At 62.4% G+C, this 12,136-nt stretch carries 10 protein-coding genes; 6 read left to right on the top strand and 4 right to left on the bottom strand.

The window, feature by feature from the left end:
- Positions 1-7 precede the first annotated feature (7 nt).
- Complete coding sequence (mnmD, locus tag IPM12_09695) at positions 8-700, bottom strand: tRNA (5-methylaminomethyl-2-thiouridine)(34)-methyltransferase MnmD (protein ID MBK9148070.1); 693 nt, start codon at positions 698-700, stop codon at positions 8-10.
- Between the two features lie 62 nt (positions 701-762).
- Between mnmD and IPM12_09690 the strand changes: the two genes are divergently transcribed.
- A complete protein-coding gene (locus IPM12_09690) occupies positions 763-3,276 on the top strand; it encodes a hypothetical protein (GenBank protein MBK9148069.1) in 2,514 nt (837 codons plus the stop codon).
- A gap of 6 nt (positions 3,277-3,282) precedes the next feature.
- Here IPM12_09690 and IPM12_09685 read toward each other — a convergent pair whose 3' ends face one another.
- A complete protein-coding gene (locus IPM12_09685; GenBank protein MBK9148068.1) occupies positions 3,283-5,256 on the bottom strand; it encodes an OmpA family protein in 1,974 nt (657 codons plus the stop codon).
- Between the two features lie 112 nt (positions 5,257-5,368).
- On the opposite strand from IPM12_09685, the gene IPM12_09680 reads away from it, so the two are divergent.
- On the top strand, positions 5,369-6,487 hold the full coding sequence (locus tag IPM12_09680; GenBank protein ID MBK9148067.1) for a M42 family metallopeptidase: 1,119 nt from the start codon (positions 5,369-5,371) through the stop codon (positions 6,485-6,487).
- 84 nt (positions 6,488-6,571) lie between these two features.
- A complete protein-coding gene (locus IPM12_09675) occupies positions 6,572-7,006 on the top strand; it encodes a GNAT family N-acetyltransferase (protein MBK9148066.1) in 435 nt (144 codons plus the stop codon).
- Between the two features lie 80 nt (positions 7,007-7,086).
- Here the strand turns inward: IPM12_09675 and IPM12_09670 are convergent, their stop codons facing one another.
- Together IPM12_09670 and IPM12_09665 are read right to left on the bottom strand one after the other, a co-directional pair.
- Positions 7,087-7,371 (bottom strand): DUF3817 domain-containing protein, encoded by a 285-nt coding sequence (locus IPM12_09670; GenBank protein MBK9148065.1) that lies wholly within the window; start codon positions 7,369-7,371, stop codon positions 7,087-7,089.
- A gap of 2 nt (positions 7,372-7,373) precedes the next feature.
- Positions 7,374-8,243, bottom strand: a complete 870-nt coding sequence (locus tag IPM12_09665; GenBank protein MBK9148064.1) for a cyanophycinase — start codon at positions 8,241-8,243, stop codon at positions 7,374-7,376.
- Positions 8,244-8,415: 172 nt separating this feature from the next.
- On the opposite strand from IPM12_09665, the gene cphA reads away from it, so the two are divergent.
- From cphA to IPM12_09650, 3 genes are all read left to right on the top strand, one after another.
- On the top strand, positions 8,416-11,079 hold the full coding sequence (cphA, locus tag IPM12_09660) for a cyanophycin synthetase (protein MBK9148063.1): 2,664 nt from the start codon (positions 8,416-8,418) through the stop codon (positions 11,077-11,079).
- Positions 11,080-11,134: 55 nt separating this feature from the next.
- A complete protein-coding gene (locus tag IPM12_09655) occupies positions 11,135-11,590 on the top strand; it encodes a hypothetical protein (GenBank protein MBK9148062.1) in 456 nt (151 codons plus the stop codon).
- Positions 11,591-11,745: 155 nt separating this feature from the next.
- Entirely contained in the window at positions 11,746-12,051 is a 306-nt protein-coding gene (locus tag IPM12_09650; protein ID MBK9148061.1) for a phosphoribosylpyrophosphate synthetase, read from the top strand.
- The last annotated feature ends 85 nt before the right edge of the window (positions 12,052-12,136 follow it).

Raw genomic sequence — 12,136 nt, 5'->3', positions numbered from 1 at the left:
TTTGCCTTCAACCTTTCCGGGCGCGCAGCATCTCGCGCTTTCCGGGCGGGCCCGGCAGGCGCTCAACGGTGAAGCCGACGGCCTGCAGGTTGCGCCGCACTTCGCCCTTGGCGCAATAGGTCACCAGCACCCCACCCGGGTGGAGCGCATCGAACATGCGCTGGAAAACCTCGGCAGTCCACATCTCCGGCTGATGCCGCGGCGCAAAGGCATCGTAGTAGATCAAATCATAAGCGCTTGCCTCGTTGAACTCCTGCACGCGGATGGGAAGTTTGCGGAAGCGCAGGCCGCCGAGCGCCTCATGCCAGTCCTCCGATGGCGAAGTCATGCGCTCGATGAAGGGCTCGTGCAGGCCTGGCCACGCCAGATCGCCGCAATGCCCGAGCTGGTCCAGCTCAGCTGGGCTCAGCGGGTGCGGCTCCAACGCGGTGTAATCGGCCGTGAGCTTGCCCTCGAGGCAGCGCACCCACGTGAGCAGCAGGTTGAGGCCAGTGCCGAGGCCCACTTCGAGCAGGTGAGAATGCTTCAATCCAGCAGCCTCGAGCCCGGATTTGATGAACACGTGCGTGCTCTCCACCACCGCGCCATGGATGCTGTGGTAATGCTCCGGGCCCCAGCTCAGCGTTAGCGATCCATCGGCGGTGCGCACCGGCTGCCGATCTCGCGGCGCCTCTTGGAAAGGAAGCTCTGGCCCTGTCATGGTGAAGGAAGGTCGAGGCGAACCGTGCGTCCCTACTTTCGCGAACATACCTGCAAGCACGCATGCGCCGATTACTTCCATTCCTGCTCACCGCAGCCATCAGTCCTCAGTACTGCACCGCCCAGGCCTGGGTGGAGCTCATGCTCGACGAGAGCGTGCCCATCCATGAGGTGAAAGCCGCGTTCGATGCGCACTGGCAGGGCCAGCCCTATGAGCGCGGCCAAGGCTGGAAGCAGTTCCAGCGCTGGCACTGGTTCATGGAGCAGCGCTGCGGAACCGAAGGAACGCGCTTGGACCCATCGATCTATTCGCAAGCGAAAGCCGACTTGGAAGCGCTCCGCAACCAGCGCGGCGCGCGCGACGAGGCTGTCTGGGAGCCGCTCGGGCCATCGAACTGGCTGAGCATCTCCTACAACCCGGGCAACGGCCGGGTGAATTGCACCGCCACCCATCCGGGTCAGCCCGAGGTGATCTATGCCGGCACGCCAGCCAGCGGCCTCTGGCGAAGCAGCGACAACGGCTCGACCTGGGAACCGCTCTACACGGACCTGTCGAGCATGGGCGTGAGCGGCATCGCCATCGACACCAGCGGAACGGGTGCGATCTACATCGCCACTGGCGATGGGGACGGCGCGGACACTTACAGCCAAGGCGTGCTGAAGAGCATCGACGACGGTGCGACCTGGAGCACCACCGGCCTGAACTGGAACATCACGCAGACCCGCACCACGCGCGCACTCCGTATGGACCCTACCAACGCGCAGCGATTGTACTGCGCAGCGAGCAACGGCCTGTATCGGACGCTCGATGGCGCCGACACCTGGCAGCAATTATCAACCGGCAGCTTCCGGGATGTGGAGTTCAAGCCCGGCGACCCGACGCAGGTGTATGCATGCACGGACCGTTTCTATCGCAGCACAGCCGGCGGCGAGATCGTATCGCCCACGGTGAACGACGGCCTGCCCACCCCGGACCTCGTGGGCCGAATGGCCATCGCCGTGAGCCCTTCAGCACCGGAAGTGGTTTACGCGCTGTGCAGCAATGAAGAGGACAACAGCTACCTGGGCCTTTGGCGGAGCACGGATGCCGGACTCACCTTCGAGCTCCGGTCCGACTCGCCCAACATCTTCAGCTATTCCGAGAATGGCAGCGGCAGCGGAGGCCAAGCCTGGTACGACATGGCACTGGCCGTTGACCCGGGCAACGCCGACATCGTTTACGTAGGCGGAATCAACGTATGGCGCAGCGTCAATGGCGGGGCCAGTTGGCAGATCAAATCCCATTGGGTCTATCCTGCAGAGGTGGGCTACACGCATGCCGACATCCACTCGCTCGACATCCACGACGGCAAGCTCTATTGCGGATCCGACGGCGGCATTTACGTGACCGGCGACAGCGCCGAGTCATGGAGCGATCTCAGCGCCGGGCTCGACATCATGCAGTTCTACCGCATGGGCAGCAGTGAATCGATGCCGGGCCTGATCATGGCCGGTGCGCAGGACAATGGCAGCAACCGGTACGTGAATGGCGAATGGACCCATGTGTTCGGCGCCGATGGAATGGAAGCAGCGGTCGATCCGTTCAACGCCGATAATGTGTTCAGCTCCTCGCAGAACGGTGGACTGCGCCGATCCTCGAACGGCGGCGTGGATTGGACATCCCTCACCGACGACATGTTCGAAGAGGGCGCTTGGGTGACGCCCTTCGCCATGGATCCACAAGTGCCCGGGCGCATGTTCGCCGGCTTCAACAACCTGCTCTATTCGGAGGACCACGGCGACAACTGGGTGGACATGACCGGCTGGCCAACCACGGAGTTCGTTCGCTGCCTGGCCATCGCGCCTAGCAACAGCGATGTCTGGTACGTGGCGAGGGAGGACAAGGTCGCCCGCCTCACGGACGAAGGCTTCACGCAAGTGAACATCCGGCCAGGCCTTCCTCAGAACCAGGCTCCGACCTCGATATCGGTTGACCCTGAGGATGCATTCCATCTTTGGATCAGCTACTCCGGTCAGCATGCCTCGAACAAGATCTTCGAGAGCACGAACGGCGGCGCCACCTGGATCAACCGGAGCGCCGGCCTGCCGAACGTTCCGGCCAACAGCGTGGTGTGCCAGCCCAATTCGCCCAATGGCGTTTATCTCGGCACCGACTTGGGCGTGTTCTACCGCGATGATTACACCAATGCGTGGGAGCCATATGGTACGGGCATGCCCAACGTGGTGGTGAGCGAGCTCGAGATCAACATGGCCATCGGGAAGCTGCGTGCAGCCACTTACGGCCGCGGAATCTGGGAAGCGGATCTGTTCTTCTCGCCCTTCGCTTCGGTGGCCGAATCGATCGCAACGTCCGCGCCGATGATCTTGCCCGTTGACCACGAGGGCCGCTACCGCCTGGTCCTGGCTGCGGAACATGGCGCGCTGCGCCAATTACGGGTGATCGACGCCTCGGGCCGGATCATTCTCCAAGGGTTCGGGGCGGGGCAGCTCATCGACTTGAGCTCGCGCGCGCCATCGGCCTATACCGTGCAGGTACTCACGGACAAGGGGATCTGGAGCCGGCGCGTGCTCCGCTGACCGCGTTCAGAGCACGGTGATCTCCGTGCGCCGGTTCAGGGCCTTGCCCGATTCGGAATCGTTGGGAGCAACGGGCTTTGATGAGCCATGGCCCACGGCTACCAGGCGATCGGCAGCGATGCCGTTGGCGATCAGGTGATCGCACACGGACTGGGCGCGCTCCAGCGAGAGCCGCTGGTTATGCTCCGCGCCGCCATCGGCATCGGTGTGGCCGCTCACCTCGAGCCGCAAGGCCGGGTTCCCGACGAGCAATTCGACCAGTTGGCCCAGATCGGCGCGTGAGGCCTCTTCGAGCTGCGCGCTGTTCACATTGAAGAACAGGTTCCGCATGGTGCTGTTGCTGCCCGCTGCGAGCGGTTCCATGCGCACATCCCAATCGAGCTGCACGCCGCCGTGCTCTGGCACGGTGATCCGCTGGCTATGCACCAGATGGCCGTTCGCCTTCACGTACATCGCGTACTCCTTCCCACCGGGCACCGCCACCATGTACTCACCAGTGCTCCCATCGCTCTTGAAGCGCGCAACCAGCGAACCGTCTGCGAGGTCGAGCAACTCGATGTCGGCCTCCATGCCATTGAGGAATTGCAGCGACAAGACCTTTCCCTTCACCAGCACCGTGGCAGGCGCCTCGGCGGTCAAGGGTGCACCAGCGGCACTGGCCACCGCATCGCCTTGTGCAGGCTCTGGCAGGAAGGTGACCGCATAGAGGTCGTCCTCACCGAAGCCATCGGAACGGAACGAGCTTAGGAAGCCATTCCTGCCGTCGGCGCTGAGCACGAAGAAGAGATCGTCATCGGGCGAGTTCACGGGCCAGCCTAGGTTCTCGGGCTTGGTCCAACGGCCATTCTCCAGGCGCGTGCGGAACACGTCGTAGCCGCCCATGCTATTGTGCCCTTTGCTGCTGAAGTAGATGGTCTTGCCGTCCGGATGCGCGAAGACGCCTTCCTCGTCGTGGATGCTGTTCACCGTGGGCCCGAGGTTCTCGGCAGGGCCCCAATCCTCGGTGGCCACATCCCAGCGGCTCCGGTAGATGTCCTGACCGCCCACGTTGTCATCCGGCCGCTCGCTCACGAAATAGAGCCATTGCCGATCGAAGCTGTACCAGGCGCTGCTCTCGTGCTGCGGCGTGTTCACGTTGGCGCCCAGCATGACCGGGGCGCTCCATTGATCACCGCTTCGCCTGCACTCGAGGAGATCGCCGGTGCCATCCTGGTCACGGTAGATGAGCATGGTACGGCCATCGTTGAAGAGGCCCACACTGGCATCGTTCCCCGGCGTGTTCACCGGTTCCGGCAGCCGCTGCGCGGCATTCCAGCCGTTCACGGTCCTCCGACTGTGATACACATCCTCGAAGTAATCACCGTTCACGCGGTTCACCTTGTCGCTGCTGCTTGCCGGACGGCGCGAGGTGAAGTAGAGCTGGGCGCCGTCAGCCGTGATGGCCGCGCCATAATCCGCGTGCTCCGTGTTGATCCCTGTTCCCATGTTCACCACTTCCGCGCGAACGGCGCGCAGCTGGAGCGCTTTGCCGTTGCGGCATTGGGTGATGTGGTCATCGGCGGTGTTGTACAGCGGGTCGGGGTCCTGGAAGGGATTCTGCGCCTTGTGCCGCTGGAAGGCGGCCATGGCATCGTCCCAACGGGCATTCAGCTGCAAGGCATAGCCCAGCAGGAATTGCACACGGGGGAAGAGCGGGTCGATGGAAGCGGCCTTCTCGAGGAAGGGCAGCGCCTTGTGGCGATGCGGCCCGTTGAGCTGGCATAGGCCCATCCGGGCATTCGCCTCAGCGCTCTGTGGATCAAGTGCGATGGCCTCCTCATACAAGGTCTCCGCATGCACGAACTGCGAGCTGCCGGCTCTTTCGGCCTTCTCGGCGCGTTTGAGCAGGTCCTGCACGCGCTTGCTATTGTCCTGCGCAAGGAGCAGTCCGCCAGCGGCGATCGCGAAGGCGATGAGCAGGGTAATGACACGCTTGGCCATGGCAAGGGTTTAGAAAAGCGCTGTTCATACGCCGCATCGGCGTGAAGGTTCAGGCCAGGGTCGGCGCCTATGTTTGCCGCGCGCCGCAGCGAGCGGCCTCAAATCGGACCACATGGCGAAGAAGAGATCAAGCAAGGCCAAGAAGGAGGCGAAGAGCCTGCTCACCGCAGGATCGCTGGCGTTCCTCGAGCGGTACCTGAACAATCCCTCGCCCACCGGTTTCGAGAGCGAGGGGCAGCGGCTATGGCTAGAATACGTGAAGCCGCATGTGGATGCGCACCTGGTGGATCCCTACGGCACGGCGGTGGGCATCATCAACCCGGATGCGAAGTGGAAAGTGGTGATCGAGGCGCACGCCGATGAGATCAGCTGGTTCGTGCATTACATCACCAAGGAGGGCTTCATCTATGTGAAGCGCAATGGCGGCAGCGACCACATGATCGCACCGAGCAAGCGGGTGAACATCCACACGGAGAAAGGGGTGGTTAAGGCGGTGTTCGGCTGGCCCGCGATCCACGTGCGCACCGCGAAGAACGACCCCGTGCCCACCACCGAGAACATCTTCCTCGATTGCGGCTGCGATAGCAAGGACGAGGTGGAGAAGCTCGGCGTGCATGTGGGCTGCGTGGTCACCTTCGAGGATGAGTTCATGGTGCTCAACGGGCGCCATTTCACCGGACGAGCGCTCGACAACCGCATGGGCGGCTTCATGATCGCCGAGGTGGCGCGCCTGCTCAAGGAGCAACGGGCCAGGTTGCCCTTCGGCCTGTACATCACCAACAGTGTGCAGGAAGAGGTGGGCCTGCGCGGAGCCGAGATGATCGTCGAGCGCATCAAGCCCGATGTGGCCATCGTGACTGACGTGACGCATGACACGCAGACGCCCATGATGAGCAAGGTGCAGAGCGGCGATATCGCGTGCGGCAAGGGCCCGGTGCTGAGCTATGCCCCGGCGGTGCACAACAAGGTGCTGCGGCATATCGTGCGTACGGCCGAGAAGGAGAAGATCCCCTTCCAGCGCCTGGCGGCCAGCCGCGCCACCGGCACCGATACCGATGCCTTCGCTTACGGCAGCGGCGGCGTGCCCAGCGCATTGATCAGCCTCCCCCTTCGATACATGCACACCACCGTGGAGACCGTGAGCCGCGTTGACGTGGAGAACTTGATCCGGCTGATGCTCGCCAGCGTGAAGGCTCTGAGGCCCGGTGAAGACCTCCGGTACCTCAAGTAGACGCACCGTTCGCTCGCCAACGCAGCTCGCGCAAGATCATTGCCAGCGGCAACGGTTCGGCATCACCCCTCGTCTTCCTATTGCATGGATGTCCACCGCATCACCACCGAACAGACCTACCCCTTGCGCCTGCTGGTGCTCCGGCCCAACGGCATGCTGAAGGATGTGCAATGGCCGCACGACCATGATGAGCAGGCCTTCCACCTGGGCGCGCAGAACGGCGCGGGCCTCATCGGCGTAGGCACTTTCTATCCGGAGAAGCACAAGGGCATCAAAGGGCCACGCCCTTTCCGCTTGCGCGGCATGGCCACGCATCCCGATCACCGTGGCCGCGGGGCAGGCCGCCTCATCGTACGCTCAGCGCTCGAAGAGTTGCGCAAGCTCGGCTGCACCCTGGTCTGGTGCAACGCGCGCATCGGAGCCGCTTCCTTTTACGAGCGCGAAGGATTCGTGAAGCACGGCGAGGCCTTCGAACTGGCCGGCATCGGCATGCACTACGTGATGTGGCGGAAGGTGTGAGGCCGATGCGTTGATCTCCAGCGCGGATAAGCCCGCTGGCAGGCCCTTCCCGCCAAACCGGAGCCTCTCTCAGCGAGCAATCACCTGAGCCACTTGCGCTCCAGGACGAAGGTGCCGAAGGGCAGCACGCTCGCGAGGCCAAGGCCCACGATGCGCTCGGTGTCCCACTTCAACTTGGTGAAGAGCGGAACAGCGGCCACCCAATACGCCACGAAGAGCAGTCCGTGAGCCCAACCCACCACCTTCACGGCCATCGGCATACCGAAGAAGTGCTTCAAGGGCATGGCGATGAAGAGCAGGAGAATGAAGCTGACGCCCTCTGCGATGGCCACGGTACGGAAACGGCGGATGATGGGTGAATGCATGGTCAGCCTTTCACTGGAACACTGACCGCCGCGAACTGCTTCTGCGCCACGCTGTAGCTATGCCCCTTGCTGATGATGTGGACGCGCATGCCCTCGATGCTGAAGGGCTCGCCATCCTCCACATCGGCGTAGTTGCTGTAGGAGACCTCGTGGCCATCGAAGATCATCACCTGGCCGCTGCCGATGGTCTCGAGCATGTCGGCGCCGGTGATCACCACGCCGGTGTCCTCGCCGAGGCCGATGCCGATGGCCGACGGATTCGCTGCCACGGCCTGCGTGAGCCGGCTGAAGCGCCCGCGCTCCACGAAATGGCTATCGATGATCACATCCTGGATGAGCGATGCGCCGGTGGTGAGCTTCACGCCGCCCTTGATGAGGCCGCTGGCGCTGTGGCCCTGGTAGATCATGGTGCTGCTCATGCACATCGCGCCAGCGCTAGTGCCCGCGATCACGAAGCCCGCCTCCTCTTCGTACCGGCGCTTCATCAGTTGCAGGAAGGCCGTTCCGCCGAAGATGGTGGTGAGCCGCAGCTGGTTGCCGCCGCTCATCATCACGCCGTCGCACTTCGAGAGGCGCTTGATCATGTCCATCTTCACCTGGCTGCGGTCGCGGATGTCGAGCACATCCACGTTGGTGACGCCCAGCTTGCCGAAGGCCTCGATGTAGTTGGCGCCGACCTCTTCCGGGATGCTGCTCGCGCTGGTGATCACGGCGATGCGCGCCGAGCTGCCGCCCATCTCATCCACCACGCGCCGTAGAATGCCCTCCTCGATGAAATTGTGCGTGAAGACCTTGGTATGGTGACCTGCTTCGGGCTCCTTGCCCTTGTCCTCGTTTCCGCCGATGGCGATGAGCTTGCCTTTGGGTGTCATGCAGTTCGGTTTCCCCCGCCCCCCGGCCGCCAAAGTAGAAGGCTCGCGGGGTACCGTGAACCCATCGTTGCCGAAGTATGAACAACGCACCTTGCTATATTGCTCCGGTTGCTGATGGCTAGCGGCTTACCCGACCCTCAACCACCGCAACCCTCAACCTCTCAACCTCCTCATGAGGATCCTCGAACTCAAGGCCATGCGCGGCCCCAATTACTGGTCGGTCAAGCGGCACCACCTGATCGTCATGCGCCTCGACATCGAGGACCTGGAAGAGAAGCCCACGGATCAGATCCCCGGCTTCTACGAGCGCATCACGACCCTCCTGCCCAGCATGTACAGCCATCGCTGCAGCGAGGAACACGAAGGCGGGTTCTGGGAGCGTGTGAAGCGCGGCACCTGGATGGGCCATGTGATCGAGCACATCGCGCTGGAGATCCAGACACTGGCCGGCATGGAAACGGGATTCGGCCGCACGCGGAGCACACGCGAAAACGGCGTGTACAACGTGGTCTTCAGCTACATCGAGGAACCTGTGGGCATGTACGCGGCCAAAGCCGCAGTGCGCATCGCGGAAGCATTGATCAGCGGAACGCCCTACGACCTCGCCGACGACATCCAGAAGATGCGGGAGCTGCGCGAAGAGTCGCGGCTTGGGCCCAGCACGGGCAGCATCGTGGCGGAGGCGTTGTCACGCGGCATTCCCTACCTCCGCTTGAATGGGCAGAGCCTGGTACAGCTCGGGCACGGCATCCACCAGAAACGGATCCGCGCCACGATCACCAGCAAGACCAGCAACATCGGCGTGGAGATCGCGTGCGACAAGGAGGAGACCAAGCAATTGCTCGAGAGCTACGAGATCCCGGTCCCGAAAGGCCGCGTAGTGCGCACCGAGGAAGGATTGGAAACCGCGCTGGAATCCGTGGGCTATCCCTGCGTGATCAAGCCCATCGGCGGGAATCATGGCCGCGGTGCCACTATTGGCATCAAGACACTGGAGGAAGCGAAAGTCGCCCTGGCCAAGGCGAAGGAGATCAGCCGCAGCGTGATCGTGGAGCGTTACATCACCGGACTTGATCACCGCTTGCTCGTGATCAACCATCGCTTCATCTGCGCGGCGAAACGCACGCCGGCTTGCGTAGTCGGCGATGGCCGAAGCACCATCACGCAGCTTGTCGAGGAGGTGAACAAGGACCCGCGTCGCGGCTACGGCCATGAGAACGTGCTCACACGCATCGACATCGACGACCACACGCTGAAGCTGCTCGGGCTCAAAGGCCTCACGCCCGAAAGCGTCCCGGCGCAGGATGAGACCGTTTACCTGAAGGCCACCGCCAACCTCAGCACGGGCGGCACTGCCGATGACGTAACCGAAGTGGTGCACCCCTTCAACGTCTTCCTCGCCGAGCGAATCAGCCGCATCATCGACCTCGACATCTGCGGCATCGACATCATGACCGACGATATCAGCCTGCCGCTGAACGAGTCAGGTGGCGCCGTGCTCGAAGTGAATGCCGCCCCCGGCTTCCGCATGCACTTGGACCCCACCGGCGGCATCGGCAAGAACGTGGCGGAACCCGTGGTGGACATGCTCTTCCCGCCTGGTGCGCCGAGCCGCATCCCCATCACCGCGGTGACCGGAACGAACGGCAAGACCACCACCACGCGACTGGCGGCGCACATCATGCGCAGCGTGGGCTACAAGGTGGGCATGACCTGCAGCGATGGCGTGTACATCCAGAACCGCCTGCTGATGAAGGGCGATTGCACAGGCCCGGCGAGCGCGCAATTCGTGCTGAAGGAACCCGTGGTGGATATGGCCGTGCTGGAGACGGCACGTGGTGGTTTGGTGCGCAGCGGCCTGGGCTTCGAGCATTGCGACGTGGCCATCGTCACCAACGTGGCCGCCGATCACTTGGGCTTGAAGGACATCCACACCCTGGAGGAACTCGCCCACGTGAAGAGCACCGTGCCGCGCAGCGTGCGCCGCGAGGGCTATGCCATCCTGAACGCCGATGACGATCTCGTGATGGCCATGCGCAAGCAGTGCGATTGCAAGATCGCCCTCTTCAGCCTCGATGAGAACAACCGCCTGATCCGCCAGCACTGCAAGCTCGGTGGCCTCGCCGCGATCTACGAGAACGGCTTCATCACCATCAGCAAGGGCGAATGGAAGCTGCGGATCGAGAAGGCGGTGAACGTGCCCATCACCTACGGAGGCAAGGCGGTCTTCAACATCCAGAACGTGCTTCCGGCCGTGCTGGCAGCGTATGTGCAGGGCGTGAAGATCGAGGACCTGCGCCAGGCGCTGCTCACCTTCGTGCCGGGTGCCGCCCAGACGCCGGGCCGCTTGAACCTCTTCCAGTTCAAGAATTTCCAGGTGGTGGTGGACTACGCCCACAACCCGCACGGCTTCGAGGCGCTGGGCAAGTTCCTGAGCAAGATCCCCGACAGCCCGAAGGTGGGCGTGATCGCCGGCGTGGGCGACCGCCGCGAGGAGGATACCGTGAACCTCGGCCGCCTCAGCGCGCAGATGTTCGATGAGATCATCATCCGCCAGGACCGCAACCTGCGCGGCAAGACCGACGACGAGATCATCGCGCTCATGGTGAAGGGCATCAAGGAGGTGGACCCCAACAAGCCCTACATCATCATCAAGAAGGAGGAAGAGGCCATCCGCCACGCCATCTCAACGGCCAAACCCGGCAGCTTCCTCACGCTCTGCAGCGATGTGGTGCCCGATGCGCTCGCCCTTGTTCTGAAGCTGAAAGAGGAGGATGAGAAGGTGGCGTTCAGCAAGGACGATATCCCGAACAGGAACAAGGAGTTGGTGGGGTGATGCTCAATTGTTCGTGCATTGCCTCGGATGATGGTATGCATCTAGTCATCAGCTGATGAAGTGGAAGCTCATTGGATATCTAATCACAGCCTTCCTCATCGTGTGGTTAGCGATAGGGATTAGGGCTTCGGTGAAGGATTCAAGATCAGAGATCGTGAATTCCTTCGGTTCCGCTGACCGCGTTGAATTGAGGCTTCTGAACCATGGACCCGGACTTCTTTGTGATGCTGAACTGAGAAGTAGTCTGATGTCCGTCCTTAGAACTTTAGAGCCGACGAATTATCCGCCAAGACAGAGTTGCTCAGTGGTCCACATTGTTGCTTGGTCCTCGACCGGTCAGGAGATTGATGTCCTCGATTTGCTGACCACGAATAACGACCAAGGCATTTTCGGTATGCCGGGGGAGCAGAACTATTCCTCTGCTCAAATCCCGAATCTCTTGCGCCTTATGCGCGTAAAGCATCCTGAACTGGGTTTTCGATTTTTCAATGCTCAAGGGCGCTGCGAATGAGACCGCTAGTCCATCTAGGCCCTCGCAGGGTGTACCCAAACCTGTGCAGTGGTCTGCCGCATCCCGAGGCCGTCATTGCGAGGCTCTGCGAGGCAATGCGAGGGACGGCGATCCTGCGCCTGAAGGATGCCCAAATGCGCCCCTACCTTCGTTCCATGCGCTACGCTTATTCCACGCTCTCCGAGGCCGTGAACGATCTGCAGCGCCGAGGCTATACCGATGACCTGTCGCTTGGCGGTCATTGCGTGGTGTGCGAGCCACGCGGCGTCAGTCTGGATCCTGCGGAGTTCGAGATCGACGAGTTCCACCGTTTCGAGGGCAATTCCGACCCGGAGGATCAGAGCGTGCTCTATGCTATTAGCTCGAAGTCCCGCGACATCAAGGGCATCCTGGTGAATGCATACGGGCCCGATGCCTCGAGTCTCACGCAGGAGCTCGTTCGCAAGCTGGCCACGCACTGAAGCGTGCGGGTTTCGTCCGTTCCCAGATCAGAACCTGCTCGGGGCATCCGCTTCCACACCTGCGCAGCATCTGACGCTTTGGCTA

The sequence above is a fragment of the Flavobacteriales bacterium genome (genome assembly GCA_016716605.1).
GTDB lineage: Bacteria > Bacteroidota > Bacteroidia > Flavobacteriales_F > PHOS-HE28 > PHOS-HE28.
The sequence above is the reverse complement of the archived record's forward strand: the minus strand, read 5'-3'. Positions and strand labels throughout refer to the sequence as shown.

Bases quoted from the DNA above. Each gene is read 5' to 3' on its own strand.
- mnmD (MBK9148070.1), bottom strand. From the start codon at position 700: ATGACAGGGCCAGAGCTTCCTTTCCAAGAGGCGCCGCGAGATCGGCAG.
- IPM12_09690 (MBK9148069.1), top strand. From the start codon at position 763: ATGCGCCGATTACTTCCATTCCTGCTCACCGCAGCCATCAGTCCTCAG.
- IPM12_09685 (MBK9148068.1), bottom strand. From the start codon at position 5,256: ATGGCCAAGCGTGTCATTACCCTGCTCATCGCCTTCGCGATCGCCGCT.
- IPM12_09680 (MBK9148067.1), top strand. From the start codon at position 5,369: ATGGCGAAGAAGAGATCAAGCAAGGCCAAGAAGGAGGCGAAGAGCCTG.
- IPM12_09675 (MBK9148066.1), top strand. From the start codon at position 6,572: ATGGATGTCCACCGCATCACCACCGAACAGACCTACCCCTTGCGCCTG.
- IPM12_09670 (MBK9148065.1), bottom strand. From the start codon at position 7,371: ATGCATTCACCCATCATCCGCCGTTTCCGTACCGTGGCCATCGCAGAG.
- IPM12_09665 (MBK9148064.1), bottom strand. From the start codon at position 8,243: ATGACACCCAAAGGCAAGCTCATCGCCATCGGCGGAAACGAGGACAAG.
- cphA (MBK9148063.1), top strand. From the start codon at position 8,416: ATGAGGATCCTCGAACTCAAGGCCATGCGCGGCCCCAATTACTGGTCG.
- IPM12_09655 (MBK9148062.1), top strand. From the start codon at position 11,135: ATGAAGTGGAAGCTCATTGGATATCTAATCACAGCCTTCCTCATCGTG.
- IPM12_09650 (MBK9148061.1), top strand. From the start codon at position 11,746: ATGCGCTACGCTTATTCCACGCTCTCCGAGGCCGTGAACGATCTGCAG.